The 26,324-nt window shown below is 71.8% G+C and carries 24 protein-coding genes and 1 pseudogene; 13 read left to right on the top strand and 12 right to left on the bottom strand.

Annotated elements, in window-relative coordinates; genetic code table 11:
* Positions 1-135 precede the first annotated feature (135 nt).
* The 5 genes from ABZW17_RS32750 to ABZW17_RS32730 form a co-directional block, all read right to left on the bottom strand.
* Positions 136-867 carry a lipoate--protein ligase family protein gene (locus tag ABZW17_RS32750; RefSeq protein WP_354822844.1) on the bottom strand — a complete coding sequence of 244 codons (732 nt, stop codon included), beginning with the start codon at positions 865-867 and terminating at the stop codon, positions 136-138.
* The gene (locus tag ABZW17_RS32745) at positions 864-2,252 is read right to left on the bottom strand and encodes an NAD(P)(+) transhydrogenase (Re/Si-specific) subunit beta (protein ID WP_354822842.1); all 1,389 of its coding nucleotides are present in this window, start codon (positions 2,250-2,252) and stop codon (positions 864-866) included. Before ABZW17_RS32745 ends, ABZW17_RS32750 begins: the two co-directional genes overlap by 4 nt.
* On the bottom strand, positions 2,249-2,560 hold the full coding sequence (locus tag ABZW17_RS32740) for an NAD(P) transhydrogenase subunit alpha (RefSeq protein ID WP_354822840.1): 312 nt from the start codon (positions 2,558-2,560) through the stop codon (positions 2,249-2,251). The genes ABZW17_RS32745 and ABZW17_RS32740 overlap by 4 nt, the downstream gene beginning before the upstream one ends.
* Positions 2,557-3,669, bottom strand: a complete 1,113-nt coding sequence (locus tag ABZW17_RS32735; protein WP_354822838.1) for a Re/Si-specific NAD(P)(+) transhydrogenase subunit alpha — start codon at positions 3,667-3,669, stop codon at positions 2,557-2,559. The genes ABZW17_RS32740 and ABZW17_RS32735 overlap by 4 nt, the downstream gene beginning before the upstream one ends.
* 123 nt (positions 3,670-3,792) lie before the next feature.
* Positions 3,793-4,452, bottom strand: a complete 660-nt coding sequence (locus ABZW17_RS32730; protein ID WP_354822836.1) for a TetR family transcriptional regulator — start codon at positions 4,450-4,452, stop codon at positions 3,793-3,795.
* Positions 4,453-4,546: 94 nt separating this feature from the next.
* Here ABZW17_RS32730 and ABZW17_RS32725 point away from each other — a divergent pair, with 94 nt between their 5' ends.
* Genes ABZW17_RS32725 through ABZW17_RS32715 form a run of 3 tightly spaced genes read left to right on the top strand, consistent with a single transcriptional unit; the run spans position 4,547 to position 6,940 of the window.
* A complete protein-coding gene (locus ABZW17_RS32725; RefSeq protein WP_354822834.1) occupies positions 4,547-5,614 on the top strand; it encodes an FAD-binding oxidoreductase in 1,068 nt (355 codons plus the stop codon).
* An 11-nt stretch (positions 5,615-5,625) separates the two neighbouring features.
* Positions 5,626-6,732: an acyl-CoA desaturase gene (locus tag ABZW17_RS32720; protein ID WP_354822832.1), complete on the top strand. Its 1,107-nt coding sequence runs from the start codon at positions 5,626-5,628 to the stop codon at positions 6,730-6,732.
* A gap of 7 nt (positions 6,733-6,739) precedes the next feature.
* Positions 6,740-6,940, top strand: a complete 201-nt coding sequence (locus ABZW17_RS32715; protein WP_354822830.1) for a hypothetical protein — start codon at positions 6,740-6,742, stop codon at positions 6,938-6,940.
* A gap of 303 nt (positions 6,941-7,243) precedes the next feature.
* Here the strand turns inward: ABZW17_RS32715 and ABZW17_RS32710 are convergent.
* Positions 7,244-7,640 (bottom strand): annotated as a pseudogene (locus tag ABZW17_RS32710) (transposase); the annotation flags it as partial.
* A gap of 75 nt (positions 7,641-7,715) precedes the next feature.
* Here ABZW17_RS32710 and ABZW17_RS32705 point away from each other — a divergent pair.
* Genes ABZW17_RS32705 through ABZW17_RS32695 form a run of 3 tightly spaced genes read left to right on the top strand, consistent with a single transcriptional unit; the run spans position 7,716 to position 10,087 of the window.
* A complete protein-coding gene (locus ABZW17_RS32705) occupies positions 7,716-9,005 on the top strand; it encodes a sensor domain-containing protein (RefSeq protein ID WP_354822828.1) in 1,290 nt (429 codons plus the stop codon).
* Positions 9,006-9,014: 9 nt separating this feature from the next.
* Positions 9,015-9,659, top strand: a complete 645-nt coding sequence (locus ABZW17_RS32700) for a response regulator transcription factor (RefSeq protein ID WP_354822826.1) — start codon at positions 9,015-9,017, stop codon at positions 9,657-9,659.
* A gap of 17 nt (positions 9,660-9,676) precedes the next feature.
* On the top strand, positions 9,677-10,087 hold the full coding sequence (locus ABZW17_RS32695) for a secondary thiamine-phosphate synthase enzyme YjbQ (RefSeq protein WP_354822824.1): 411 nt from the start codon (positions 9,677-9,679) through the stop codon (positions 10,085-10,087).
* On the opposite strand, the gene ABZW17_RS32690 is transcribed toward ABZW17_RS32695, so the two are convergent.
* Positions 10,025-11,017, bottom strand: a complete 993-nt coding sequence (locus ABZW17_RS32690) for an ABC transporter permease (RefSeq protein ID WP_354822822.1) — start codon at positions 11,015-11,017, stop codon at positions 10,025-10,027. The genes ABZW17_RS32695 and ABZW17_RS32690 overlap by 63 nt on opposite strands.
* A 105-nt stretch (positions 11,018-11,122) precedes the next feature.
* On the opposite strand from ABZW17_RS32690, the gene ABZW17_RS32685 reads away from it, so the two are divergent.
* Positions 11,123-11,818: a haloacid dehalogenase-like hydrolase gene (locus ABZW17_RS32685; RefSeq protein WP_354822820.1), complete on the top strand. Its 696-nt coding sequence runs from the start codon at positions 11,123-11,125 to the stop codon at positions 11,816-11,818.
* Between the two features lie 111 nt (positions 11,819-11,929).
* Positions 11,930-14,053, top strand: a complete 2,124-nt coding sequence (locus ABZW17_RS32680; protein ID WP_354822818.1) for a DUF2156 domain-containing protein — start codon at positions 11,930-11,932, stop codon at positions 14,051-14,053.
* Here ABZW17_RS32680 and ABZW17_RS32675 read toward each other — a convergent pair.
* Positions 14,031-14,705 carry a hypothetical protein gene (locus ABZW17_RS32675; RefSeq protein WP_354822816.1) on the bottom strand — a complete coding sequence of 225 codons (675 nt, stop codon included), beginning with the start codon at positions 14,703-14,705 and terminating at the stop codon, positions 14,031-14,033. The genes ABZW17_RS32680 and ABZW17_RS32675 overlap by 23 nt on opposite strands.
* Before the next feature lie 76 nt (positions 14,706-14,781).
* On the opposite strand from ABZW17_RS32675, the gene ABZW17_RS32670 reads away from it, so the two are divergent.
* Both ABZW17_RS32670 and ABZW17_RS32665 read left to right on the top strand, forming a co-directional pair.
* Positions 14,782-15,252 (top strand): DUF4231 domain-containing protein, encoded by a 471-nt coding sequence (locus ABZW17_RS32670; RefSeq protein ID WP_354822814.1) that lies wholly within the window; start codon positions 14,782-14,784, stop codon positions 15,250-15,252.
* On the top strand, positions 15,249-19,220 hold the full coding sequence (locus tag ABZW17_RS32665; RefSeq protein ID WP_354822812.1) for an NACHT domain-containing protein: 3,972 nt from the start codon (positions 15,249-15,251) through the stop codon (positions 19,218-19,220). Before ABZW17_RS32670 ends, ABZW17_RS32665 begins: the two co-directional genes overlap by 4 nt.
* On the opposite strand, the gene ABZW17_RS32660 is transcribed toward ABZW17_RS32665, so the two are convergent.
* Both ABZW17_RS32660 and ABZW17_RS32655 read right to left on the bottom strand, forming a co-directional pair.
* Entirely contained in the window at positions 19,217-20,005 is a 789-nt protein-coding gene (locus ABZW17_RS32660) for a hypothetical protein (protein WP_354822810.1), read from the bottom strand. The genes ABZW17_RS32665 and ABZW17_RS32660 overlap by 4 nt on opposite strands.
* A 1-nt stretch (position 20,006) precedes the next feature.
* Positions 20,007-21,755, bottom strand: coding sequence for a proline--tRNA ligase (locus tag ABZW17_RS32655; RefSeq protein WP_354822808.1), 1,749 nt, complete (start codon positions 21,753-21,755; stop codon positions 20,007-20,009).
* Positions 21,756-21,878: 123 nt separating this feature from the next.
* Between ABZW17_RS32655 and ABZW17_RS32650 the strand changes: the two genes are divergently transcribed.
* Both ABZW17_RS32650 and ABZW17_RS32645 read left to right on the top strand, forming a co-directional pair.
* Positions 21,879-22,232: a VOC family protein gene (locus tag ABZW17_RS32650; protein WP_354822806.1), complete on the top strand. Its 354-nt coding sequence runs from the start codon at positions 21,879-21,881 to the stop codon at positions 22,230-22,232.
* A 291-nt stretch (positions 22,233-22,523) separates the two neighbouring features.
* Positions 22,524-23,426, top strand: coding sequence for a 2-hydroxyacid dehydrogenase (locus ABZW17_RS32645; protein WP_354822804.1), 903 nt, complete (start codon positions 22,524-22,526; stop codon positions 23,424-23,426).
* Between the two features lie 6 nt (positions 23,427-23,432).
* Here the strand turns inward: ABZW17_RS32645 and ABZW17_RS32640 are convergent, their stop codons facing one another.
* Positions 23,433-24,386, bottom strand: coding sequence for a GNAT family N-acetyltransferase (locus ABZW17_RS32640; RefSeq protein WP_354822802.1), 954 nt, complete (start codon positions 24,384-24,386; stop codon positions 23,433-23,435).
* A 55-nt stretch (positions 24,387-24,441) separates the two neighbouring features.
* On the opposite strand from ABZW17_RS32640, the gene yaaA reads away from it, so the two are divergent.
* Positions 24,442-25,188: a peroxide stress protein YaaA gene (yaaA, locus tag ABZW17_RS32635; protein WP_354822800.1), complete on the top strand. Its 747-nt coding sequence runs from the start codon at positions 24,442-24,444 to the stop codon at positions 25,186-25,188.
* On the opposite strand, the gene ABZW17_RS32630 is transcribed toward yaaA, so the two are convergent.
* Positions 25,175-26,263, bottom strand: a complete 1,089-nt coding sequence (locus ABZW17_RS32630) for an FAD-dependent oxidoreductase (protein ID WP_354822798.1) — start codon at positions 26,261-26,263, stop codon at positions 25,175-25,177. The two genes, yaaA and ABZW17_RS32630, sit on opposite strands and share 14 nt — an antisense overlap.
* Positions 26,264-26,324 lie beyond the last annotated feature (61 nt).

Here is a 26,324-nt window from a genome sequence, read left to right as displayed (position 1 = left end):
ACCCCCCCCCACCCCCCCGGGCCCCGACTATACACCCATCCCCGCCGCCGCCCGCGGGGGGGTGTGGTTTTGTGGGTCGTCATACCCCCCCCACCCCCCCCCCCCACCAGCCGCGGCAGCGCGTCCGGGGACGGCTCAGGCGGCGCGCTGGGCGCCGTCGGCGTGCCAGGAGGGGTAGCGGTAGCGGGTGTGCAGCAACGTCCGCTGCCGCGCCAGCTCGGCCGCGGACGGCGGGCGGGGCACGAGCGTCCCCAGCAGTTGCGACGCCGCCGCCCGCACCGCGGCCTCGACCGCCGGGAACCCGGGCCGCAGCCCGTGCTCGGCCAGCGACGCCACCGGGCTGCGGTGGGAGTCGAGCGGCCGCGGGTCCGGCGGCGCGCCGGTCAGGTAGCGGCCGACGAGCCCGGCCGTCGTCTCCACCAGCAGCGTCGAGTGGGCCAGCAGGCCGGTCTTGGTGCGGAAGACGGCGAACCCGCACAGCTTCGCCTCGCCGACGAACAGGCCGCGGTCACCGATCCGCGGCACCAGCCCGAGCTGGTCGACGGCGGCGCTCATCACCTGGCCGAGCGCCTCCAGCGGCCGGTCGGCCGGGCCCGGCAGGACCAGCGTCACGTTCAGGTTGCCCGGGTCGTGGAACACCGTGCCGCCGCCGCTGGCCCGCCGCAGCACCGGGACGCCGTCGCGCTCGCACTCCGGGACGCGCACTTCGCGCGCGATCCGCTGCCCGCGCCCCACCACGACGCAAACCGGGTTGCGCCAGAGCCACACCACGGGTGACTCCGGCGCAACCCGGAGGAGCGCTTCGTCGAACGCGAGATTCTCGGCCGGGTCCGTGAACGCCGCACGAACATCCGACCCGGTCGTCATAGCGCTTTGAGTTCCTCCACGATCTCGCCCACCGACGACTTGGCGTCCCCGAAGAGCATGCTGGTCTTCGGATCGTAGAACAGGTCGTTGTCGATGCCCGCGAAGCCCGAGGCCATCCCGCGTTTCAAGACGATCACGGACCGGCTCTCGTTGACCTTGAGGATCGGCATCCCGTAGATCGGCGAGCTCGGGTCGGTCTGCGCGGCCGGGTTCGTGACGTCGTTCGCGCCGATCACCAGCGCGACGTCGGTCTGGGCGAACTCGGAGTTGATCTCGTCCATCTCCTTGAGCTGCTCGTAGGGCACGTCGGCCTCGGCGAGCAGCACGTTCATGTGCCCGGGCATCCGGCCGGCGACCGGGTGGATCGCGTACGCGACCGTGATGCCCTTCTTCTCCAGCAGCTTCGCCATCTCGCGGACGGTGTGCTGCGCCTGCGCCACGGCCATGCCGTAGCCCGGCACGACGACGACCTTGCTCGCGTACGCCATCTGGATCGCGGTGTCGGCCGCGCTGGTCGAACGCACCGGGCGGGCTTCCTTAGTGCCGCCGCCGGCCGAAACCGCCGGCCCGCCGCCGAAGCCGCCCGCGATGATCGCCGGGATGGACCGGTTCATCGCCTTGGCCATCAGGTTCGTCAGGATCGAGCCGGACGCGCCGACGATCATGCCGGCCACGATCAGGGCCGTGTTGTCCAGCGCCAGGCCCATCGCCGCGGCCGAGAGCCCGGTGAACGCGTTGAGCAGCGAAATCACCACCGGCATGTCCGCGCCGCCGATCGGCAGCACCACGGTGAGCCCGAGGATGCCCGCCGCGACGAGCAGGCCGATGATCAGCAGCTCGCTGTCGCCGCCGGTGATGATGAGCACCGCGCACCCGACCGCGACGAGCAGGAGCAGCGCGTTGACCGGCTGCTGCAGCTTGCCGAGGGTGATCGGGCGGCCGCTGATCAGCTCCTGGAGCTTGCCGAAGGCGACGTTCGAGCCCCAGAACGAGATCGACCCGATGATCGCGGCGAACAGGGATGCGATCGCGATGTACGCCGGCTCGTGCGCGTAGCCGCCGGTGGAGTTGAACTCGACCCACGCGATGAGCGCGACCGCGCCACCGCCGACGCCGTTGAACAGGGCCACCATCTGCGGCATCGCGGTCATCTTGACCTTGCGCGCCGACGGGACGCCGACGACCACGCCGATCCCGACGCCGAGCGCGATCAGCACCCAGTTGCCCATCCCGGGGGTGAGCAGCGTGGCGATGACGGCGATGCCCATGCCGACCGCGGCGATCCAGTTGCCGCGGACGGCGGTGCGCGGGCCGGTCAGGCCCATCAGGCCGTAGATGAAGAGGGCGAACGCGATGATGTAGAGGATCGCGATGAAGTCGGTCACTTCTCGTCCTCCTCACCGGGCACGGGCTTCTTGGCCTTGAACATCGACAGCATCCGGTCGGTGACCAGGAAGCCGCCGACGACGTTGATCGTGCCGAAGGCGATCGCGATCACCAGCAGGATCTTGTTGAACACGCCGTCGACGCCGAGGCCGAGCACGACCAGGCCGCCCAGCAGCACGATGCCGTGGATGGCGTTGGTGCCGGACATCAGCGGCGTGTGCAGCGTGTTGGGCACCTTCGAGATGACGGCGAAGCCGACGAACCCGGCGAGCACGAGCACCGCCAGGTTCTGCACCAGCGGGCTCATGACGGGCTCCCTTCGCGCCCGGCCACGCAGGCACCGGCGACGATCTCGTCTTCGAAGTTCAGCTCCAGTGCGCCTTCCTTCGTCACGAGCAGCTCCAGCAGCTCGACGACGTTGCGCGCGTACAGCTCGCTGGCGTGCGAAGGCATTTCGGCGGGCAGGTTCAGCGGGGACGAGATGGTGACGTCGTGCTCCACGACATCCTCGCCCGGCTTGGTGAGCTCGCAGTTGCCGCCGGTCTCGCCGGCGAGGTCGACCACGACGGATCCGGCGGGCATGCCCTTGACGGCGTCCGCCGTGACCAGGGTCGGCGCCTTGCGGCCCGGGACCAGCGCGGTGGTGATCACGACGTCGAACCTCGTGATGGCCTCGGTGAGCCGCCGCTGCTGCTCCTCGCGCTCTTCCGGCGTCAGCTCGCGGGCGTACCCGCCTTCGCCGACCGCCTCGATGCCGAGGTCGAGGAACTGCGCGCCGAGCGACTTGACCTGCTCGGCGACCTCCGGCCGGACGTCGTAGCCGGTGGTCTGCGCGCCGAGCCGTTTCGCGGTGGCCAGCGCCTGCAGCCCGGCGACGCCCGCGCCGAGCACCAGCACCTTGGCCGGCGGAACGGTGCCGGCCGCGGTGGTGAGCATCGGGAAGAACCGCGGGAGCTTCTGGGCCGCGAGCAGCACGGCGCGGTAGCCGCCGATGCTCGCCTGCGACGACAGCGCGTCCATCGCCTGGGCCCGGGAAATGCGCGGGACCGCCTCCATCGCGAACGCGCGCAGGCCCGCATCTGCGAGCTTCGCGAGCCCCTCCGGATTGCCGCGGGGATCGAGGAAGCCGACGAGCACGGCGCCCCGGCTCAGTTTCGCGACTTCCCCGGGCGAAGGCGGGTTGACCTTCACGACGATCGGTGCGCCCCACGCGTCGCCGAGTTCGGCGCCCGCCTGGGTGTACGCGTCGTCACTCAGGTGCGCACCGGCGCCGGCACCCGGTTCGACGACGACGCGCAGCCCGCGCTGCACGAGCCGCCCGACCAGTTTGGGCACCAGGGCCACCCGCCGCTCCCCGGGGCGTGATTCGGCCACCACACCCACGGTGAGCTGCTGACTCTGTTCGCTGTCCGTCACACGACCTCCTCATCGGCGAGGCACGATCCGAGGGTTGTACCACGCCGGACCGACACTCCCCAGTGACGTGAGTCGCAAGTCTCGACGTTGTGCCGGGAAGTACGAACGTCGTGCGTGAAACGTTCAGGCCGATTTCCAGTGCGGAACGCCGAGCAGCACCAGACGCAGCCGTTTTTCCGCCGTTCCGGTGATTTTCGCGTCGTCGGCCGGGCGGGCCTCCAGCAGTTCGACAATGGTCGTCAGCATCACGGAAACGATCAAGTCGGCCAGCATGTGCAGGTCTTCGGTGCTCCACGACCGCAGCGGCGCGAACCGGGCGAGGTCGATCGCGAGGTCGCCGGAGAACAGGCGCAGCTCGACGCCGATCGCGCGGGCGAGCGGGCCGCCGCCGTAGCGCTCGCGGGTCAGGAACCGGAAATGGTCCTCGTTCGCCCGGACGAACTGGTGCACCGTGGCCACCGAGGCGCTGATCATGCCCTGGTAGGTGTCGGGATCGGTGCGGGCGGAGCGCATCATGCCGCGCAGCGTGCGGGTGGTCTCCTCGACGAGCGCGACACCGAGTTCCTCCATCGAGGCGAAGTGCCGGTAGAAGGCCGTCGGCACGATGCCGGCGCCCTTCGCGACCTCGCGCAGGGAGAGCGTGGCGAACGGCCGGTCGGCCAGCAGCTCGAGGGCGGTGTCCAGCAACGCCTGGCGGGTGCGCAGTTTGCGCTCCTGGCGGCTCACCGGCGTCAGTGGTTCGGACACAGGTTCCAGCGTACGGGTGTCCACCGCGTTGCTCACGTCACATCCTCGGGGTCTCGCGTTGACAGGCTGTCCACTCCTGCAGTGCACTGTTGAGTGCACAGTCGTTCACTGTAACCGAGGAGGTTCGGAGATGACGGCGCTCATCCCCCGGCGGGTGCGCGGCCTCGCCTCGCTGGCCGAGGCGCTGCTGACGCCGCACGGGATGGACCGGTACCTGGAACTCGTCGACCCGATGCTGGTCCGGCGCGAGGTCCGCGGGCTGGTCACGGCGGTGCGCAAGCAGACGCCGGACAGCGTCACGCTCACCGTGCGGCCCAGCCGCGCGTGGCCCGGCTTCACCGCCGGCCAGTACGTCCGCGTGCAGGTGGAGATCGACGGCGTCCGGCGCACGCGCTGCTATTCGCCGTGCGGTTCGCAGTACGACGGCGAACTGGAGTTCACGGTCAAGGAGCAGGGCCTGGTGTCCGGCCACCTGAACCGCGCGACCGGCGTCGGCTCGGTGCTGAACCTGTCCACTCCGGACGGTGGGTTCACGCTGCCGGCGGTGCGCCCGGACCGCCTCCTGCTGATCGCGGGCGGCAGCGGGATCACGCCGGTGCTCGCGATGGCCCGCACCCTGGTCGACGAGGGGCACCCCGGTGAGATCGTGTTCGTGCAGTACTCGAACGGCCCGGCCGACGCGCTGTACCGCACCGAGCTGGCCGAACTCGCCGCCCGGCACCCGGGGCTGCGGGTCGTGCACGCCCACACCCACTCGAAGGGTGGCGACCTGAACGGGTTCTTCTCGCCGGAGCACCTTTCGCGGGTCGCGCCCTGGTTCCGCGACGCGGAAGCGTTCGTCTGCGGCCCCCCGCCGCTGATGAACGCGGTGCGCGAGCACTTGGGTGAACGCGTGCACACCGAAGAGTTCACGCCGCCGGCGTTGACCTTCGACACCTCCGCGGCCGAGGGCCAGGTCCGGTTCAAGCGCAGCGGCCGCGAGTGCGCCAACTCCGGCAAGCCGTTGCTGGAGCAGGCCGAGGAGGCCGGGCTGTCGCCGGAGCACGGCTGCCGGATGGGCATCTGCTTCTCGTGCACCCAGCGGAAGACGGCCGGGCGCGTCCGCAACGCGCGCACCGGCGAGGTTTCCGGCGACGAAGACGAAGAAATCCAGCTCTGCATCTCCGTCCCGGTCGGGGACGTCGAGATCGACGCTTAGGGAGAACTGCCATGACCGGTCTGCAGGACCGCCTGACCCCGGAACAGGTCGAGGAGTTCGGCCGCGAACTCGACGCGCTGCGGCAGCGGATCGTCGACGACCTGGGCCAGGAGGACGTCGACTACATCCACAACGTCATCAAGACCCAGCGCGGCCTCGAGGTCGCCGGCCGGGCGCTGCTGTTCGCCGGGTTCTTCCCGCCGGCGTGGCTGGCCGGCGTCGGCGCGCTGTCGCTGGCCAAGATCCTGGACAACATGGAGATCGGCCACAACGTGATGCACGGCCAGTACGACTGGACGCGCGACCCGGCGCTGAGCTCGCAGCGGTTCGAGTGGGACACGGTGGCGCCGGCGGAGAACTGGCGGCACTCGCACAACTACATCCACCACACGTACACGAACATCGTCGACAAGGACCGCGACGTCGGCTACGGCATCCTGCGGATGGACCAGGCCCAGAACTGGCACCCGTACTACCTGGGCAACCCGGTGTACGCGACGCTGCTGGCGATCTTCTTCCAGTGGGGCGTGATGCTGCACGACCTCGAGGTCGAGAACGTGGTCAACGGTTCGCGGACCTGGGCCGACAACGTGCCGGTCCTGAAGAAGATCGTGCGGAAGGCGTCCCGGCAGGTCGGCAAGGACTACGTCCTGTTCCCGCTGCTGACGGGCCCGCTGGCGCCGCTGACGTTCCTCGGCAACGCGACGGCGAACCTGACCCGCAACCTCTGGGCGTTCGCGATCATCTTCTGCGGCCACTTCCCGGCGGACGTGGAGAGCTTCACGGAGGAGGAGACGGCGTCGGAGTCACGCGGCCAGTGGTACCTGCGCCAGATCCTGGGCTCGGCGAACATCACCGGCGGCCCGCTGTTCCACATCCTGAGCGGCAACCTGTCGCACCAGATCGAGCACCACCTGTTCCCGGACATCCCGGCGCGCCGGTACCCGCAGATCGCGGGCGAGGTGCGCGCGATCTGCGAGAAGTACGGCCTGCCGTACCACACGGGGCCGCTGCGCAGGCAGCTGTGGTCGGTGGCGAAGAAGATCGTCAAGCTGGCCCTTCCTTCGTCGCCGTCGCCGACTACCGTGGAACCCGACCGGCAGCTCCGAGCAGCGTGAGGGTGACATGGTGGGCCAGTTCGAACGAGAGAAGGACACCCTGCAGGTGATCACCGAATCAGCGGCGACGCACGTCGGCAACATCGTCTCGATCATCACGGGCGCGATCCGCGACGTCGCGAAGGAAACGGGCGACTGGCTCACCGACGTCATCGAGATGCGCGAAGCGGCCCAGCGCGCTCGGGAGGACGACCCGGACACGCCTTGAGCGGCGCCCCACGAGTCATCCACAGCCCGGCCGGGTTGTGGATGACTCGTGGGGCGCGGCCGGCGCGGGCGCCGGACTGTCGGTGGCCGCCGGTAGCGTGGAAGACGGGGGGCGCCCCCGCGGCCGGGTCAGGTGTTGGTTCGGGGCGGCGGTAGTGGGTGCCGTGCGCGCGGATCCGCCCGCCGGCAAGAGTGGCCGTGTCCAAGCCCAGCCGCAACCGGCGGCCGCGCCACTGCCGGGCGCCTGCCTCGGCTGAAACGGGGGCCTCCCCGGCCGCACCCGGGCCACTATCGCGCGACTGCCCTCGGCTCGCTTGCGGTCGTAGCAAGCCCGCCTGACCGGGTCCGCCAGCGCCGCGAACGCGGCGAGGAAGAACGCGCGCTGAGCTGCCGGTTGCCGGTCCGAGCGGGGCGCTCGCCCTCGATGCCGGTGCCGAAGCTGCGGGTGACCGGGGCAATACCGGCGTAGGCGGCCAAGTGCCGCCGCAGCGGGAGAGGATTTCCAGCGCGGCCGGGTGGCTGGCCTTCGGGCCGATGGCCCGCTCCCGAGCGGGGTGGATGCCGGTGAGCAGCCCGCGAATCCGGTTGCTGACCCGGGTGGTCTCGCCGGCCACGCGGATCCGGGTGGTGATCCGGGTGGCCTCGCCGGCCAGGTCGTCGTCCCCGACCAGCACCTCCAGCTCGGCCAGGGCCTCGTCGCCCCGAGCCTCCCTCGCCGGTCGAGATCCCTCCCGCTGAAACGGGGGCCTCCCCGGCCCCACTCGGGGGAAAACCGGATGGGCCCGCCCGCCGCCCCGGGCGAGACTGAATCCGTGACCAGCCTCCATCCCCTCCGCCGCATCTTCGGCCCGCTCGCCGCGCGGGACTTCTGGGCCGAATACCTCTGGCTGTGCCTCGCCGGCCCGCTCACCGTCGTCTCGCTGCTCAGCTTCCTTCTCGTCCTCGCGCTCGGCCTCTGGCTGACTCCCGTCCTCCTCGGCTTCCTCGTGCTCGCCGGCGCCGTCTTCTACGCCCGTGGGCTCGGGGCCGCCCACCGGCGGCTCGCGAAAGCCCTGCTCGGCGTCAGCGTCCCCGCTCCCGCGCTGCCCGAACTCAAGCCCGGTCTCTGGAGCTGGGTGAAGGCGCGCGTCGGCGATGCGGCCGGCTGGCGCGCCGCCGGGTACCTCCTCCTGCGCCTCCCCCTCACCTTCGCCGGGCTGAGCACCGTCATCTCCGGGACCTTCTACGGCCTCGCCGCCACCACCTTCGGCCTCTTCTGGTTCCCGCTGGGCGAACACGACCTGCCCACCTTCGGCATCCGCGCCGACCACTGGCCGGGTGCGCTGGCCTGGTCGGCGTCCGGCTTGCTGGTCCTCGTCGCCCTTCCGTGGGTGACACACGCCTTCGTCGCGCTCGATCGGCTGATGGTCGTCGGGCTGCTCGGCGAACGCGAGCTGTCCGGACGGGTGCGGGACCTCGAGGCGAGCCGGGCGACCGCCGTCGAGGACGCCGCCCTGCGGCTGCGGCGCATCGAACGGGACCTGCACGACGGGGCGCAGGCCCAGCTCGTCGCGCTGGCCATGAAGCTCGGGCTGGCCAAGGACGAGCTGGCCGACGTCGACCTCCCCGAAGTGAAAGCGCTGGTCACAGCGGCGCACACGAACGCGAAGCAGGCGTTGACCGAGCTGCGCGACCTCGCCCGCGGCATCCACCCGGCCGCCCTGGACGCGGGGCTCGACGTCGCCCTCGCCACCCTGGTCGCCACGTCGGGGATCGACGCGCGGGTCGCGGTCTTCCTGCCGCGCCGGCCGCCGCCGTCGCTGGAAACCATCGTCTACTTCAGCGCCGCCGAGCTGCTGACGAACGCCGCGAAGCACGGCGGGACGACGCTGGTCCAGGTCACCGAGGAGCGGGACGCGCTGTGGCTGCGGGTGTCCGACGGCGGCCGCGGCGGCGCCCGGCTCGTCCCCGGCGGCGGGCTGGCCGGCGTCGCCGAACGGCTGCGGACGGTCGACGGCGAACTGATCGTCGCCAGCCCGCCGGGCGGTCCGACCGAAGTGACCGCGCGGGTGCCGCTGCCCCGCTAGGGTCGCGGCATGCGGATCGTCATCGCGGAGGACTCCACCATCCTGCGCCAGGGTCTCGTCGAGCTGCTGACCTTCCGCGGCCACGAGGTCGTCGCCGCGGTGAAGGACGCCGAAGCGCTGCGGGCCGCGGTCGAAAGCCACGGCCCCGACGTGTCCATTGTGGACATACGGATGCCGCCGACGCACACCGACGAGGGCCTGCGGGCGGCGATCGCCCTGCGGCGCGAACTCCCGGGCTGCGCGGTGCTGCTGTTCTCCCAGTACGTCGAGACGAAGTACGCGGCCCAGCTGCTGGCCGACCGCGCGGGCGGCGTCGGCTACCTGCTGAAGGACCGCGTCGCCGAGGTGTCGGACTTCCTCGACGCGCTGCGCCGGGTCTCGGACGGCGAAACGGTGCTCGACCCCGAAGTCGTCAGCCAGCTCTTCTCGGCGACGCGCCAGACCGACGCCCTCGACGGCCTCACCCCGCGCGAACGCGAGGTGCTGGGCCTGATGGCGGAGGGCCGGTCGAACTCGGCGATCGCCGCGAAGCTGTTCCTCTCGGCCGGATCCGTCGAAAAGTACGTGACGTCGATCTTCGGCAAGCTCGGCCTGCCACCGTCCGAAGGGGACAATCGCCGGGTGCTCGCCGTGCTGCGCTACCTCGACTCCTGAGCCTTACCCTGGGAGCCATGTACTCCACCGAGATCGAGGTCCGCACCGGCTCCGCCGCCGTCGTCCACGACCTCACCCACGAGGCCGAAGCCTTCCTCCGCGACGCCGACGCGACCGACGGGCTGCTGCACGTCTGGGTCCCGCACGCCACCGCCGGGCTGGCCGTCCTGGAAACCGGCGCCGGCAGCGACGAAGACCTGCTGACCGCCCTCGACGAGCTGCTCCCCCGCGACGGCCGCTGGCGGCACCGGCACGGGAGCCCGGGTCACGGCCGTGACCACGTGCTCCCGGCGCTGGTGCCGCCGTATGCGACCATCCCGGTCCTGGGCGGGGTCCTGGCCCTGGGTACCTGGCAGTCGATCTGCCTAGTGGACACCAACCTCGACAACCCCGTCCGCAAGGTGCGGTTCAGCCTCCTCGCGGGCTGACCGGCCCGGCCACAGGGTCACCAGCAGGCCCGCGGCGAGCAGGGCACCGAGCACCCACACGGCAGTCGTGACGTCGGGCGCGCCCGGCACGCCCTGCAGCAGGCTGCGCAGGCCTTCCGTGGAGAACCGGAACGGCGTCCACGACCACAGGAGCGCGCGGTAGGCCGGGTTCAGCAGCTCCGGCACCTGCCCGGCCACCGCGGGCGCGACCAGGTACAGCGGCCCCAGGACGGCCATCGCCCGCAGCCCGAGCAGCCGCAGCAGACCGGCCTGAAGCGCCGCGAAGGCCGTGGCGGCGAGGAAGACGAACCCGAGGACGTCCGCGGTCAGCGGCAGCGTCGAGTCCCACAGCGCGAAGAATCCGGCCACCACCGCCGTGATCAGCACACCGGCCCCGATGACCTGCAGGAACCGGGCGCCGGCCCCGATCGTGCGGCCGGTCCGCCGGGCGAGCTGGGTCAGCGCCAGCCCCGCGACGAGAGCGCCGATCCAGGCCAGCGCGCTGGCGGCCAGCGGGGCGATCCGGCCCGCGAGGCCCGCCGGGTGCAGCACCTCCTGCTTCGGCGGGCCGGCCAGCGCGGTCGCGGCGCCGGTCAGCGCCTGCTGCGCGACCTGGGTGCCGGCCGGGTTGACCGCGCCCGACGTCACGACCGTCGCGGCCGGCCCCGGGGCGAGTTCCAGCACGCCGTAGACCTTCTTGTCTTCCAGCAGCCGCCGCGCTTCGCCCGGAGTTGCGACGGTCCAGGCCAGCTGGCCGCCGCCGTGGGCGGCGATGCGCTGGGCGATCTCCGGCGGGCCGGCCACGGCGACCGGGACGCCGTCGGGCGCGACGGTGGCCTGCGCGCCGAAGGTGAGGAATCCGAGCACCACCGCCACCAGGGCGCCGGCCACGGCGGCGACCAGGGCGAGGGCCCCGACGGGACGGGTCATCACTGCCTCCATTTATTCGTCACACGTTGAATTACGCCCCAAGGTACGACCCGGCCCCCGGGAAGTCAACACGTGTTGAATAGTGGCCCCGGTAGCCTCGGGTTCGTGACGAAGAAGCGCCTGGTGCTCTGGGACATCGACCACACGCTCGTGGACTTCACCGAACTGGGCTCGACCTGGTACGGCACCGCGTTCACCGCCGCGACCGGGGCGACGCTGCGGGTGCGCCCGGTGTTCGGCGGCCGGACCGAGCGCGCCACGACGACCGACCTGCTCACCGCGAACGGCTTCGAAGCCGCGGAGGAGACGGTCCAGGCGCTGTTCAAGGCCCTGGTGGCGGAGTCGGAACGCCACCAGCACACCTTCCCCGAGACGGCCCGCGCGCTGCCGGGCGCGGCCGAGGCGCTGGCGGCGTTCGCCGCCGACGGTGCCGTCGTCCAGACGCTCGTCACCGGCAACCTGCCGGAGATTTCGCGGCACAAGCTCGCCGCGTTCGGCCTCGACGAGCACCTCGACCTGGAGATCGGCGGCTACGGCACGCTCTCGGTGCACCGCCCCGACCTGGTCCCGCACGCGATGGGGCTGGCCGCGGCCAAGCACGGCACCGAATTCGGCGCCGACGCGGTGGTCGTCATCGGCGACACCCCGAACGACGTCCGGGCCGCGGTGGACAACGGGGCGGTGTCCGTCGCCGTGGCCACCGGCCACTACAGCGCCGAAGAGCTGCTGGCGGAGGGCGCCCACACCGTGCTGCCGGACCTGGCCGACACCGATGCGGTGCGGCGGGCGGTGCTCGGCTGACGTCGTCCTTTCGAGGGGGACGACCCTCAGCCGAAAGGACGATACCCCTAGGGGAAATCTCGTTCCCTTGCCTGATGTGACGAGCGGGCCCGGCCCGCAAGACTTCTCCGCATGACCGAAACAGAGGCGGCGGGCAAGCCCGCCGGAGGGGGACGGATCCGCGGCACGGTCGCGGTGCTGAGACGGCGGCTGCCGTTCACCAGCAGCGTCACGCTCGCGATGCTGGTGCTGGCCGTCGCGACCGGAGCGCTGTGGAACGCGGCCGAAGACCGCGCGGGCTTCCCGATCGTCGCCTACGGCCTGCCGTCGCTGGAGGCGGGCCGGTGGTGGACGATGCTCACCGGGCCGTTCTTCGCCGTCATCCCGTGGTACTACCTCCCGATGGTCGGCAGCTTCGCGCTCTTCGCCAGCTTCGCCGAGTGGCAGCTGGGAACACGGCGCGCGATGGCCGTGACCATCGGCGGCCAGTTCGCCTCGGTGCTCGTCGCGACGCAGTTCCTGGCGCTGTCCCGCAACTCCGGCTGGCTGTGGGCCGAGCGCGTCGCGGGCAGCCTCGACGTCGGGTTCTCCGGCGGCGCGCTCGCCGCGGTGGCGATCGCCAGCGCAACCCTGCGGCCGCCGTGGGCGCTGCGGCTGCGGGCCGGGCTGTGCGTGTACGCCGGGGTCGCGATCGTCTACGTCGGCACGCTGGCCGACCTCGTGCACTTCTTCGCGCTGCTGCTGGCGCTCCCGCTCGGGAAGCGCCTGGTGGGCGCGCGGCGCGCGGGTGAGCAGGCGGGCCCCAACCTGCGGGAGTGGCGGGTGCTGGTGGTCGCCGGCCTGCTGCTGCTCACCATCGCCGAGATCGTGATGTTCCTGGTGCCCGGCGACGGCCCGTTCGGCTCCGACGACGGCGTTTCGCTGTCGGCACCGGAGCTCGGCGTCCTGGTCCTGCTGGTGGTACCGATGCTCAACGGGCTGCGCAAGGGCAGCCGGGTCGCGTGGCGCTGGGCCGTGGGGCTCTCGGCGTTCGTGACGCTGCAGGGGCTCGCCGTCGCGACGGCCCTCGGGGTGGCCGACGTCTTCGGCGGGGACTACGACACCGCCGGCCTGCCGCTGTTCTTCGTGGACAATCTGCTGTGGACGGTCGAGCTGGCGGTCCTGATCGCCGCGCGCCACGCCTTCCGCGTGCCTTCGCGACGCCGGCTGCGGCGCCACGCGCAGGGCCCGGGGCCGGCACTGGCCCGCACGCTGCTGGGGCACCACGGCGGCAGCACGCTGTCGTGGATGACGACCTGGCCGCGCAACACCTACTTCGTCCGCGAGGACGGCCGGTCCTACCTTGCCTACCGCCGGCACGCCGGGGTCGCGGTGGCACTCGGCGACCCGATCGCCCCGGACGGCACCGCGGCGGCCACGGTCACCGAATTCGCGCTGATGTGCGAGAACTCCGGCCTGGTGCCGTGCGTGTTCTCGGCGACGGAAGCCACCGTCGCGGCGACGCGCGAGCTGGGCTGGCAGCACGTCCAGGTCGCCGAGGACAACGTGCTCGACCTCGACGGCCTGGAGTTCCGCGGCAAGGCGTGGCAGGACGTCCGGTCGGCGCTGAACAAGGCGGCCAAGCAGGACATCGAGTTCCGGCTGGTCCGCCTGGCCGACCAGCCCGAGCCGATCCTGGCCCAGGTCCGGGCGCTGTCGGAGGAGTGGATGTCCGGCAAGGCCATGCCGGAGATGGGCTTCACCCTGGGCGGGCTCGACGAGGCGATGGACCCGGCCACCCGGGTCGGCCTGGCGGTCGACGCGGAGGGCACGGTCCACGGCGTGACATCGTGGCTCCCGGTCCACACCGGCGCGGGCACGATCGGCGGCTGGACGCTCGACGTCATGCGCCGCAGCCCCCACGGTTTCCGCCCGGTGATGGAGTTCCTCATCGCCTCGGCGTGCCTGGCCTTCCGCGACGAAGGCGCGCGGTTCGTCTCGCTGTCGGGAGCGCCCCTGGCCCGCAGCACCGGCTTCGCGGCCCGCCCGGTGGACCGGGCGCTGGAGTCACTGGGCGGCGTGATGGAGCCGTACTACGGATTCCGCTCCCTGCACGCGTTCAAGGCGAAGTTCCAGCCGCGGCACGTCCCGCTGTACCTGGCTTTCCGCGACGAGGCCGACCTGCCGCGGATCGGCCTGGCGCTGAGCCGGGCCTACCTCCCGGACGTCCGGCTGCGGCAGCTGGCGAAGCTGGTCAGTAGCTCTCGGGCACGCTGATCCGCTGCGGGAACCGGATCTTCCGCCGGCCGACGACGTCCTGGTCCTTCGGGATCAGGCGGCCGTCGGTCAGGCGGAGCCAGTGGCCGTTGCGCGAGTCGGTGAACGCCAGCATCACCCCGGGGGTCATGTCCGGGCGCCGCCACTCCTCGCGGATCGGCATCCGCCACTTCCCGGGCGGCAGGATGGCGTACAGGTATTCGTCGGCCTCGATCTGCGGACCGCGGTGCAGGGTGGAGCCGGTCATCGGCAGGTGGTGCACGAGGTCGAACGAGACGACGACGTGGTTGATCGCTTCGGCGTTCGCGTTGGACACGACCATGTAGCCGTGGCCGCCGGCGTACTCGATCCACGCCGTGACCTTCGCGGCCTGTTCCTGCCGTTCGCGCAGGTCGCGTGCCCGCCGGTCCTCACGCGCGAGCCGGCCGTCGCGGATGGCGATCCACAACGCGACCACGACGGCGGCGATCGTGCCGATGCCCCCGACCCACTGCCCGGAGGCGCCCCACCAGTCCGGCGCGCGCGGTTCGACCAGCCAGCTCCCGGCCTTGGCCAGCAACGGCCCGAAGAGCAGCACGAACCCCGCCACGCCCAGCACCCCGAACGCGACGGCCCGCACGCGGGCGAGCCGTCGTTCCTCATCCCCGCTCATGCACCGAAGCCTGCCGAATCCGCGCGCCGGGCGGAAGCGGCAAAACGACCGGAGCGCCGGTGCTACATTCGACGTCGTGCCCGACGAGCCCACCGGCGAGCTTGCTTTTCTGCGCTCCGAACTCGACCAGCAGCTGCGCCGATACTCGAAGCGCCGCAAGCGTGACAAGCGGAAGGCGTTCGGGCTGCGGCTCTCGACCGTCCTGCTGTCGGCGACGATCAGCGTCCTGCTCGGCCTGCGGCATTTCGACGGCTACGCGGACCTGTTCGCGAACATCGCCCTCGGCCTGGGTGCGCTGATCACCGTGCTCGCGGCGGCCGACGCCTTCTTCTCCCACCGCGAACTGTGGATACTGCGGACGCAGACGGTCCGCGATCTGGAGAACATTTCGCGGGATCTGCGCTACTGCACGAGCAAGGACCCGTCGCCGGAAGCGCTGAAACAGGACGTCGAACGCATCTACGGCGAGCTGAACCGGGCCATCGAACGCGACAGCAAGAACTGGGACCGCCTGCGCGCACCTTCCGGCGTGGATTCGCGGGAATGACCCGGACGGCGGTCGTGCTCACCGCCCTGCCGGTCGAGTTCACGGCGGTCGCCGACCGGCTGTCCGGTGCGGTCTGGCAGACGCACGCCCACGGCAGCCGGTACCTCGTCGGGACGTCGGGCGGCTGGCGGGTGGCCGTCGCGGAGATCGGCCGTGGCAACGAAGAAGCGAGCTATTCGACCGAACGCGCGCTCCAGCACTTCTCGCCCGGCGTCGCGCTCTTCGTCGGCGTGGCGGGCGGCGTCAAGGACGTCTCGCTCGGCGACGTCGTGTTCGCCACCGAGGTGCACGGCTACGAGTACGGCAAGGAGGGCGCCGACGTCTTCCTGCCGCGCGGCCAGGTGGGCTCGGCGTCCTACGACCTCGTGCAGGCCGCCCGGTACCTGCGGCACGAGCTGACCGGCGGGTTCGCCGTCGTCGTCGAGCCGATCGCCGCGGGCGGCAAGGTGGTCGCGGACGCCGAGGCCCCCACCGCGGACGTCATCCGGCGCCACTACAGCCAGGTGGTGGCGACCGAACAGGAGGGCTTGGGGTTCGTCAAGGCCGCTTCGGCCCGGTCGGGCGTCTCGATCGGCGTCATCCGCGGGATCAGCGACCTGCTGTCCGGCAAGGCGGAGGCCGACCGGGCGGGGGGCCAGGAGGTCGCCGCGCGCCACGCCGCCGAGTTCGCGTTCGCCCTGCTCGACGCGGTCGAGCAGCCGGCCGGCCACACCGTCGAAACCGTCGCCGGTGCCCTGCTGTCGGCCTTGCTGCGGCTGCACCGGTGGCCGTCCCGCGACGACATCCCGGCGCTGGGCCGCGACCGGAAGGAGAAGCGGAAGGCGGACCGGCTGCTGGAGGACCTCGAGGACGTGCTGCTGGAGCACCTCGAACGAGCCGCCGCCACCTACCGCGTCAGCGACACCGGGTTCTTCCGGCAGGTCACGTCCCGCCTCCGGCTGGTGGATCAGTCCCACGCGGCCGAAGCGGCGGCGCTGCGGCCGCTCCTCGGGGAGGCGCGGTCCCCGGCGGAGGGCTACTTCCTGTCCGACGTCACGGCGTTCCTGGCCGGGGCGTACCTGGGCGTCCCCGAACTGCGCCGCGACGCGCTGTTCGGCGCGCTCGATCGCGAGACCGACCTCCCGAAGGCGCTGGAGACGGCGCTCGCCAGCGTCCCCCGCCGGCAGCGGGCCCGCAACGAGGCGGTCGACGACCAGCTCTCGGCGGCGGCGTACACGACGGACTACCTGCGCGCGGTCAGCAACCGCCTGGACCACCTGGAAATCCTCGGCATCGACCTGGCCCGTTCGGTGGAGCGGTACGCCCTCACCCCGGCCTTCGTGGCACTGTCGGCGGCCGGCGGCCGGTGGGACGACGACCACACGTGGTCCGGCGGCCGCCGCAACGACGTGGTGAACGTCCTGGCGGCGGCCAATCCCCTGGTGCTGATCGGGGAAGCGGGTTCGGGCAAGACGACGTTGCTGCACTGGATCGCGGTGTCGGCGGCCCGCGCGCAGCTGCCGCCGCAGCTCGAGGAGTGGAAGGGCAAGATCCCGCTGTCCGTGCGGCTCCGGCGTTACGTGGAGCGGCCGCTGCCGGAGGTCGAGGAACTGACGGACGAGGTGGCGGCGGGCCTGAGCGCGCGCAAGCCGGCGCGCTGGTGCACGGACCTGCTGGCGAACGGCCGGGCCATCCTGCTGATCGACGGCCTCGACGAGCTCCCGAGCACACGCCGCCCGGCGGTCCAGACCTGGCTGGACGACCTGCTGGCGACGTTCCCGGACAACGTGTTCATCCTCAGCGGCCGCCCGGCGGCGCTGAGCCACCCGGGCCTGAAGCTGAGCCGCTTCGCCGCGGCCCAGCTGGACCCGATGGGCCCGGACCAGATTTCGGCGCTGGTCCGGCGCTGGCACGTGTCGACGAGCAGTTCGTTGCCGAAGGAGCAGCAGGACGGCCACCGGGCGAAGGGAAACCTCGTCGCCGAGCACATCCTGAACAGCCCGGCGCTGCTCGACCTGGCCCGCACGCCGTTGCTGTGCGCGGTGTTGTGCGCGCTCGCGTACGCCCGGAAGGGCGTCAGCAGCCTGCCCCGGCGACGCCTCGAGCTGTACGAGACGGCGCTGGTCATGCTGGCCGGGCGCCGGGACACGGAACGCAACCTCGCGATTTCGCCGTTGGGTCCACAGGAACGGCTCGCGCTGCTGGAAGACCTGGCGCAGTGGCTGATCCGCAACGATCATTCGGAGATCGCGAAGGACAAGGCCCTCAGCCACGTCGGGCAGACGCTCCGGTTGTTGCGCGAGGACACGATCACCGCGGAAGAAGCGCTGCAGGATCTCGTCGAGCGGTCCATCCTGCGCGAACCGGCGACCGGCGTCCTCGACTTCGCCCACCGGACGTTCCTGGAGTACCTGGCGGCGCGCTGGATGAGCAATCAAGGTGACTTCGGTGCGCTGCTGTACCGGTCGGGCGATCCCTCGTTCGCGGGAGTGATCGCGCTGGCCGTCGGCATGGCGCGGCCCGTCGAAGCCACCGGCTTGCTGGCCAGCCTGCTGTCGAAGGCCGAAAGCGCCTCGCCGCAGGATCAGGAGCAGCTGTACAGCCTGGTGATGAGCTGCGTGGACGCGTGCCTGCGGGTGGACGGGAGCGTGACCCGCAGGCTGGAGTCGTACCTCGGATCACTGGTGCCGCCGCTGAACAGCGACGCGATGTTGAAGCTGGTGGCGGGCGGGGACACCAGCGTCGGGCTGATCGAGCAGTTCCTGGTCACCGCGGTGGACAACGACCACGCGCTCGAACGCTGTGTGGAGGCGCTGGGCCGGATCGCCAGCCCGAAAGCGCTCAAGGTCCTGATCGACCTTCCGGTCGCGCTTCGCCGATCGCTCGCGCAGAGCCTGATCGATGCCTGGTCTTTCTTTCCCCCCGCGGAATACGCGGAACAGGTGCTGCGCGACCTCCAGGCACCGACATCGGTGGAACTGCGGGACACGACTCGAATTCCCTTCACCGAACGTCTCAGCCGCGACTACCTCGTGCACGCCATCTCGATGAATTGGCTCTGGGTGGCCGACGGGCCGGCGACCACCACTCGGTTGGCCCGGCTGACCCTGGAGTGCTCGGTTGGCGGTGGATTGCTCGGTCGATTCCTGACTCTGCCCGGCCTCCAATCCCTCTGGATCGCCAACGTCGTGGTCGACGACCCGCTGACCTTCGGAATCCGCTACCAGCGGAACGAGAGTCTCGCGACCTTGGATTTGTATTTCGTGCAAGAAGGTCCTGACCGGATTGTCCTCGACTGCGCCTTCTTTCTTGCGCTTCCTCATTTGACCGACCTTCGCATCGGTGCCGCCGGAGGCATCGAGCTGACCAACCTCGCCGCTCTCAACACCCTCGGCAAGCTCGAGAACCTGGAGCTGGAAGGGTTCGAACTTCCGAGCACGGAGACCGCCGAACTTTCCCTCTCCGCCCTGCGATCGCTCAGCATCCCCGGGTGGCCCCTCAGTGACCTCAGCACCTTCACCGGATGCGCCAATCTCGAGATACTCGACGCCCCGGACTCCGAAATCGAGAGCCTGCACGGCATCGGCGGCATGACCGGCCTCCGCAGCATCGCCCTGGGCAGCAGCGCCCTCCTCACCGACATCGGCGAACTGACCCCGCTGACCGCCCTCGAACACGTCGACCTCACCGGCTGCATCACCCTCGACGACGAAGCCCTCGACATCGTCGAGAAGCTCCCTCCCGAGACCGAACTGGAGATCGCCGGTTCGAGTGTCGACGCCGACCTGCGCAACGCCCCGATGCAGATCCTCATCGAGCACGTCCCCGACGCGTGGCCCGACTCGATCGCCATGCTCGACGACGACATCGACGTGACCCAGGAGGACTTCTTCGTCCGTTCGGTCGTCGGCGCGACGGCCGCGGAAGACGAATTCACCCACGGCTGGATCGTCGGTGACCTCGAAGCGTACGAAAGCCGCCCGCTCTAGCGGTTCGCCGCCGGGACGAACCGGTAGCTGCGGACGATCCGCTCCAGCTCCTCCCGGCCGGAACGGGCACTGTCCGCGTAAGCCACCACCACGCCGGCCGTCCCCGAGTTCCCGCCGAACGCCAGCGCCGCCACCAGCGCATGCCGGGGCGCGCACTCCCCCGCCACCGCCGGGGTCACCTCGGCGACCACGAGCCGGCCGGGCACCCCGGTGCCGTCGGCCTTCGGGACCTGCGCGTCCGACGCCGGGCCCAGCTGGATGACTCCGCCGAAAGCGGCCGTCGCCAGGTCCGTCGCCGCCTTGCGTGCGGCCGCTTCGAGGTCGGGCGACGGCTCCGTCGTGACGCCCGCTCCGCCGCACTTGGCCAGGAACGCGCTCGTGATCAGCCTGATCCCGGCCCAGCCGTGCTGGGTGCCCGGCGCCGGCTGCCAGTTCGGCGGGACGTCGTAGGCGTAGGAACCGTCGCGACCCGCCACGGACTGCCAGCCCGCGACCACGGCCGGGACCGCGGCCCGCGGTGACGGCGTCGCCACCTGCGGCGACGGCGGCGGCGAGGACGACGCCGGGTGCTGCTTTCCGGCGCCGAGCGCGTTCAGCACGCCCGCGACCAGGGCGATGAACACCAGACCGAACCACGGCGCCCGCCGCCACCTCAGCGGCTTCGCCTTCGGCCGGATCCGCTTCGGCTTCGCTCGCGGGGCGTCCGCGGGTTCGTAACCGCCGAACCCGCGCAGCGCCGCGTTGTCCTCGTAGCCCGGCGTCGCGTCTTCGGAACGCCGGCTCACCTCAGCTCCGGACGAGCTTGACCAGGTGCTCGACGACGGCGTCGACCGCGATCTCCTCGCGGTCGCCCGAACGCCGGTCCTTCACCTCGACGACGCCGTTGGCCAGGCCGCGCCCGACGACCAGGATGGTCGGCACGCCGACCAGCTCCGCGTCGGCGAACTTGACGCCCGGCGTGGCCTTGCGGTCGTCGAGGATGACCTCGATGCCCGCCGCGTCGAGGTCGGCGGCGATCTTCTCGGCGCCGGCCGCGACCGTCTCGTCCTTGCCCGCGATGACGATGTGCACGTCGAACGGCGACACCACCCGCGGCCAGATCAGGCCCAGGTCGTCGTGGTTCTGCTCGGCGAGCACGCCGACCAGCCGCGACACGCCGACGCCGTAGGACCCCATGGTGATCCGGATCGGCTTCGAGTCGGGGCCGAGCGCGTCGACCTCGAAGGCGTCGGTGTACTTGCGGCCGAGCTGGAAGATGTGCCCGATCTCGATACCGCGCGCGGCGACCAGGGTGCCGTGCCCGTCCGGCGACGCGTCCCCCTCGCGGACCTCGGCGGCCTCGATGGTGCCGTCCGGGGTGAAGTCGCGGCCGGCGAGCAGGTCGACGACGTGGTGGTCGACCTTGTCGGCCCCGGTGACCCAGGCGGTGCCGGGGGCGATCCGGGGGTCGGCGAGGTAGCGCACGCCGTTGTCCTGCAGCGCCTTCGGGCCGATGTAGCCCTTGACCAGGAACGGGTTCTTCGCGAAGTCGGCCTCTTCGAGCAGCGCGACCTCGGCAGGCTCCAGCGACGCTTCGAGGCGCTTCATGTCGACTTCGCGGTCACCCGGGACCGCGACGCAGACCAGGTCCCACTCGGCCGAGCCGGGCTGCCGCGTCTTGAGCATGACGTTCTTCAGCGTGTCGGCGGCGGTGAACGTGCGGCCCAGACCGGCGTCGTTGAGGAAGGTGACCAGCGACTCGATGGTCGGCGTGTTCGGCGTGTGGTGCACCTGCGCCTCGGGACGCCCGTCGATCGGCTGAGCGGCCGGCACGGGCGTGACGACGGCTTCGACGTTCGCCGCGTAGCCGGACTCGGTGCTGCGGACGTAGGTGTCCTCACCCGTTTCGGCGACCGCGAGGAACTCCTCGGACGCCGAGCCGCCCATGGCCCCCGACGTCGCCTTCACGACGACGTACTCGAGGCCGAGCCGGTCGAACAGCTTCACGTAGGCGTCGCGGTGGGCCTGGTAGGAGCGGGCGAGGCCGTCGTCGTCGAGGTCGAAGGAGTAGGAGTCCTTCATGACGAACTCGCGGCCGCGCAGGATGCCGGCGCGGGGGCGGGCTTCGTCGCGGTACTTGGTCTGGATCTGGTACAGCGTGACCGGGTAGTCGCGGTACGAGCTGTACTCGCCCTTCACGGTGAGCGCGAAGAGCTCCTCGTGGGTCGGGCCGAGGAGGTAGTCGGCGCCCTTGCGGTCCTTGAGGCGGAAGAGGCCGTCGCCGTACTCGGTCCAGCGGCCGGTGGCCTCGTAGGGCTCCTTCGGCAGCAGCGCGGGGAACTGGATCTCCTGCGCCCCGATGGCGTTCATTTCCTCGCGCACGACGGCCTCGATGCGGCGCAGCACGCGCAGGCCGAGCGGCAGCCAGGAGTACCCGCCCGGGGCGACCCGGCGGACATAGCCGGCACGTACCAGGAGCCGGTGGCTCGGTACCTCGGCGTCCGCCGGATCCTCGCGCAACGTGCGAAGGAACAACGACGAAGTCCTGGTGATCACTGCGGGGCTCCCTGCGCCGGGCGGGTGTGAAAGTCCCGCTCAGGGTAGTCACTACCCCGGCCGTGACTCCAACGGGTTACTCGGCGGCCGGTTTTTGTCGGTGGTGCCCGCTAGCTTCGGGACATGGCGATCCACATGGGCATGATCACGATCGACTGCGCGAACCCCCGGGAGCTGGCGCAGTTCTGGACGGCAGCGCTCGAGACGACGGTGGCCCAGGACTACGGCGATTTCGTGGTGCTCGCACCACCGGCGGGCGGAGGACTCCCCCTGGGACTGCAGCGGGTCCCGGAGACCCGGGCGGCCAAGAACCGGGTCCACGTGGACTTCGGAGGTGACGACCGGGCGGCGGAGGTGCAGCGCCTCGTGGGTCTGGGGGCGAAGGAGGTGGCGGAGCACGAGGTACCGGGCCTGGCGTGGACGGTACTGGTGGACCCGGAGGGCAACGAGTTCTGCGTGTCGGCGGGGGTGCACTGAGGGAGGGGAGGGAGGAGCAACGGCAGCCGAGGGCGGGCGGCGCTCGCGGGCCGGGTGGCGGCGGGGCGGACCGCGGCGGGCGCGAGCAGGCTGGGCAGAAGCAGCGGCAACCGGCGTGGCAGGCGCGCAGGCCGGTGAGCGGCGGAGCGGGCCGCGCGCGAACGCAGCGGCCATGCGCCGGCGCGGCTCGACCCCGGCGTGCCCGGAGCCGAGCCGCGCCCGCGCGAGGCCTCGATCGTCAGCGCGGCCGCCTGTGCGGCTGGCCCAGCCCGGAGCGGGTAGAAAGGCCGCATGAGTGCTCGCGTGCTTCTCCCCTGGACCGACATCGAGGTGCCCGAGGGAATCGCGGCCGCCTACTACGACGGGGCCGGCTCTCCACCCGATGACCTCGACCAGGTCGAGTTCTACGTGCTGCCCTACGACCGCGGCCCCGAACCGCCGAAGCTGATCAAGGAACTGCCGTCGCTGCGTGTCGTGCAGTCCTTGTCCGCCGGGGTCGAAGCCCTCGTCCCCCTGCTGCCCGCCGGTGTGCGGCTCGCCAACGGGCGGGGGCTGCACGATCTGAGCGTCGCCGAGCACGCGCTGGCCCTCATCCATGCCGCGCAGCGGGACCTGCCGCGGTGGTTCGCGCAGCAGACGCGGGGCGAGTGGGTGCGCGAACACACCCGTTCGCTCGCCGACAGCCGGGTACTGCTCGTCGGGTACGGGGCCATCGGGCAGGCCATCGAACGGCAGCTCGTCGCCGCCGAGGCCGTTGTCACCCGGGTCGCCAGCCGGGCTCGGCCGGATGCGGGCGTGCACGGGGTCGGTGAGCTCGCCGAGCTGCTGCCCCAGGCCGACATCGTCGTGCTGATCCTGCCCGACACCCCCGCCACGCGCGGGCTCATCGGCGCCGAGCAGCTGGCCGCCCTGCCCGACGACGCCCTTCTCGTCAACGTCGGGCGCGGCACCGCCGTCGACACCGATGCCCTTCTCGCCGAGACGCGGTCCGGGCGGCTGCGGGCCGGGCTCGATGTCGTCGATCCGGAACCGCTGCCCGCCGATCATCCACTGTGGACGGTTCCCGGGGTGGTCATCACGCCGCACATCGCCGGCGGGTCCGCGTCGTTCTACCCGCGGGCGAAGAAGCTCGCCGCGGAACAGTTGCGGCGTTACGTGCGGGGCGAGGAGCTGCTCAACGTCGTGGCACCCTGACGGCAGTCACGACAGCACCCACACGTGCCACTCGTCGTCGACGCGGTAGCCGCAGCGCTCGTAGACGCCCAGGGCCCGGTGCGCGTTGTCGACGTCGACGTTCAGGGCCGACCGGTCGAAGCCCGCGTCCTTCGCCGCCCGCAGCGTGTGCCCCAGCAACCCCGATGCGACGCCGCGGCCCCGCAACGCCCCGCGCGTTCCGACCCAGGTGGCGTAGTGCTCGCGGATGCCCGTCGCCTCGGTTTCGGACTCGTAGTGGTGGCTCAGGACGAACGCCAGGACCTTGTCGTCTTCCACGATCAGGAACGACAGGTCCGGGCGGAAGTCCTTCGAACCGGTGACCAGGTGGCGCCAGGCGTCCGGCTCGTAGACCGTGCTGCCCCAGTGGTCGGCGAACGTGTCGTTGCGGGCGTCGAGCACCGCGAGGTCGTACTCGAAGGCGAACGGCACCGCCTCGTAGCCGTCGGAGAGTGGCGGCTGGGGCGGCAGGTCCGCGAGGCCGACGCGCATGTTCACCATCGTGCGGCGGTGCCGGTAGCCCGCGCGGGCCAGGACGCCGGCGATCCAGCGCTCGTTCTCGTGGCTGCTGTGGTGCAGCTCGAGCGGCGCGCCCGGGAACGTGCGCTCGTGGACCTCGCGGCTCGTGCGCGCGAACCACTCGGCCAGGTGACGGCCGACCGCATCCGTCCGGTGCTGCGGGTGCACCACCGACTGGAGCCGGATCATGTGGACCGGGTCGGCGGCGTCGCGGCGGCGGGCCAGGCCGTAGCCGACCAGCCGGTCGCCCGCCCAGGCGCCCACCGTGGCGCGGGGCAGGTCGATGTTGGGCCCTTCGAGCTCTTCGCGCAGGTCCTCCGGGCTGAAGTGCTCACCCGTCCGGTCGACCTCCTCGGCCGCCGAGTACAGGCGGGCGAGGGCCTCGACGTCGGCCAGGGTCAACGGGCGCCAGGTCAGGTCCATGTCCGGAGGCTAGGCCGGACGGCGGCGCCCGCGCACCCCGATTTACCCTCGGGGCGTGCTGGTGCTGCTCCCCCCTTCCGAGACCAAGGCCGACGGCGGCCGCGGTGGCGCGCTCGACCTCGGCGCGCTGTCCTTCCCCGAGCTGAATTCGACGCGCGCGAAGCTCGCCGACGCGCTGGTCGAGCTGGCCGCCGACGTCCCCGCCAGCATCGCCACCCTCGGCCTGACCGAGCGCCAAGGCGGCGAGGTCGAACGCAACGCGCAGCTGTGGACGTCGCCGACCATGCCGGCCCTGCGCCGCTACACCGGCGTCCTCTACGACGCGCTCGACGTCAAGAGCTTCACCCGGGCCGGGCTGGAGAAGGCGCACCGGCGGCTGGCGGTGACGTCTTCGCTGTTCGGCGTGGTTTCGGCGACCGACCCGATCCCGGCGTACCGGCTCTCGGGCGGCAACTCGCTGCCTTCGCTCGGTACCGTCCGCGGGCTGTGGAAGCCGGTTCTCGAGCCGGTGCTGCAGGCGGTCGAGGGCCTGGTCGTCGACCTGCGCTCGGGCACCTATTCGGCGTTCGCGAAGCTGCGCCCGGACGCGGTGACGGTCCGGGTCGTCACCGAAAACGCCCGCGGCGAGCGGGTGACGGTCAGCCACTTCAACAAGGCGTACAAGGGCCGGCTGGCGCACGTGCTGGCGGCGACCCGGGCCGAACCGTCCACTGTGGACCAGCTGGTCAAGGTGATCACCAAGGCCGGCCTCGTCGTCGAGCGGGCCGGGGAACACGCGCTGGACCTCGTCACCGAGGGCTGAGGCCGCCGAAGCGGTCGGGGGCGAACGGGCTCAGGTCGAACCCCGGGTCCTCGCCCAGCGCGAGCGCCGCGACGAGCTTCCCCGCGAACGGCGCGTTCGTCAGCCCGCCCGCGCCGAAGCCCGTCGACACCGCCAGCCCCGGCCGGAGCAGGCCCAGCACCGGAAGGCCGTCCGGGGTGCCGGGCCGGAAGCCGACGCGGGTTTCCGCAAGCGTCGCGTCCGCGAGACCCGGCGCCACCGCCAGCGCGTTCTCCAGCACTTCGCGCTGGCCGGCGGCCGTGACGCGGTAGTCGAAACCCGCGTCCGCCTCGCGTGTCGCGCCGGCGACGACGCGGCCGCCGCCGAACGCGAGCAGGTAGTGGCTGGTGCGCGGCAGGACGACCGGCCACGCCGCGGTGTTCGTGCCCGGCAGGTCGAAGTGGCTGATCTGGCCGCGGTGCGGCGTCACCGGGAGGTCGATCCCCAGCGGGGCCAGCAGTTCGCGGCTCCACGCGCCGGCCGCGACGACGACGCTGTCCGCTTCGAGCGGGCCGTCCGCGCTCGCGACCGTGCCGTCGGCTCGGAACGCGACCTCGCCTTCGACGAACTTCGCGCCCCGGCGCTCGGCGGCCGCCAGCAGGGCGCGGCGCAGCAGGTGCCCGTCGACGCGGCCGGCGCCGGCCAGGTGCACCGCGCCCAGCCCGGGCGCCAGGGCCGGGAACAGCTCGCGGGCCTGCGCCGGGTCGAGCCGCCGCACCGCGCCGATCTCGGGGGCGTCCGCCGCCCGGGACGCCAGCCGCTCGTGTGCTTCGGCCAGCTCGGCGTCGTCGGCCGACACGATCATGCCGCCGACGACCTCGAACGACGACCCTTCGAGCTCCGCGGTGAACTCCCGGTAGTACCGGCCGGCGGCCGCCGCGAGCGGGTACAGCGCGTCGTTCCAGCGCGAGGTCCAGGGGCTGACGATCCCGGCGCCGGCCTCGGTCGCCGTCCCGGGCCGCGCCGCGTCCGCCACGACCACTTCCGCGCCGCGGCCCGCGAGATGCCAGGCCGTCGCCGCGCCGCCGATTCCACTGCCGATCACGAGCACTCGCATGTTCCCCACCCTGCCCGATCTTGCCGCGCCCGGGCCAGCGGTCCTGGCCGCGCCGGGGCGC

Source organism: Amycolatopsis sp. NPDC004625 (assembly GCF_040609695.1).
Classification (GTDB): Bacteria; Actinomycetota; Actinomycetes; order Mycobacteriales; family Pseudonocardiaceae; genus Amycolatopsis.
The sequence above is the reverse complement of the archived record's forward strand: the minus strand, read 5'-3'. Positions and strand labels throughout refer to the sequence as shown.

Bases quoted from the DNA above. Each gene is read 5' to 3' on its own strand.
- ABZW17_RS32715 (WP_354822830.1), top strand. From the start codon at position 6,740: ATGGTGGGCCAGTTCGAACGAGAGAAGGACACCCTGCAGGTGATCACC.
- ABZW17_RS32705 (WP_354822828.1), top strand. From the start codon at position 7,716: ATGGGCCCGCCCGCCGCCCCGGGCGAGACTGAATCCGTGACCAGCCTC.
- ABZW17_RS32645 (WP_354822804.1), top strand. From the start codon at position 22,524: ATGAGTGCTCGCGTGCTTCTCCCCTGGACCGACATCGAGGTGCCCGAG.
- ABZW17_RS32675 (WP_354822816.1), bottom strand. From the start codon at position 14,705: ATGAGCGGGGATGAGGAACGACGGCTCGCCCGCGTGCGGGCCGTCGCG.
- ABZW17_RS32725 (WP_354822834.1), top strand. From the start codon at position 4,547: ATGACGGCGCTCATCCCCCGGCGGGTGCGCGGCCTCGCCTCGCTGGCC.
- ABZW17_RS32680 (WP_354822818.1), top strand. From the start codon at position 11,930: ATGACCGAAACAGAGGCGGCGGGCAAGCCCGCCGGAGGGGGACGGATC.
- ABZW17_RS32640 (WP_354822802.1), bottom strand. From the start codon at position 24,386: ATGGACCTGACCTGGCGCCCGTTGACCCTGGCCGACGTCGAGGCCCTC.
- ABZW17_RS32700 (WP_354822826.1), top strand. From the start codon at position 9,015: ATGCGGATCGTCATCGCGGAGGACTCCACCATCCTGCGCCAGGGTCTC.
- ABZW17_RS32740 (WP_354822840.1), bottom strand. From the start codon at position 2,560: ATGAGCCCGCTGGTGCAGAACCTGGCGGTGCTCGTGCTCGCCGGGTTC.
- ABZW17_RS32750 (WP_354822844.1), bottom strand. From the start codon at position 867: ATGACGACCGGGTCGGATGTTCGTGCGGCGTTCACGGACCCGGCCGAG.
- ABZW17_RS32650 (WP_354822806.1), top strand. From the start codon at position 21,879: ATGGCGATCCACATGGGCATGATCACGATCGACTGCGCGAACCCCCGG.
- ABZW17_RS32630 (WP_354822798.1), bottom strand. From the start codon at position 26,263: ATGCGAGTGCTCGTGATCGGCAGTGGAATCGGCGGCGCGGCGACGGCC.
- ABZW17_RS32695 (WP_354822824.1), top strand. From the start codon at position 9,677: ATGTACTCCACCGAGATCGAGGTCCGCACCGGCTCCGCCGCCGTCGTC.
- ABZW17_RS32690 (WP_354822822.1), bottom strand. From the start codon at position 11,017: ATGACCCGTCCCGTCGGGGCCCTCGCCCTGGTCGCCGCCGTGGCCGGC.
- ABZW17_RS32665 (WP_354822812.1), top strand. From the start codon at position 15,249: ATGACCCGGACGGCGGTCGTGCTCACCGCCCTGCCGGTCGAGTTCACG.
- ABZW17_RS32720 (WP_354822832.1), top strand. From the start codon at position 5,626: ATGACCGGTCTGCAGGACCGCCTGACCCCGGAACAGGTCGAGGAGTTC.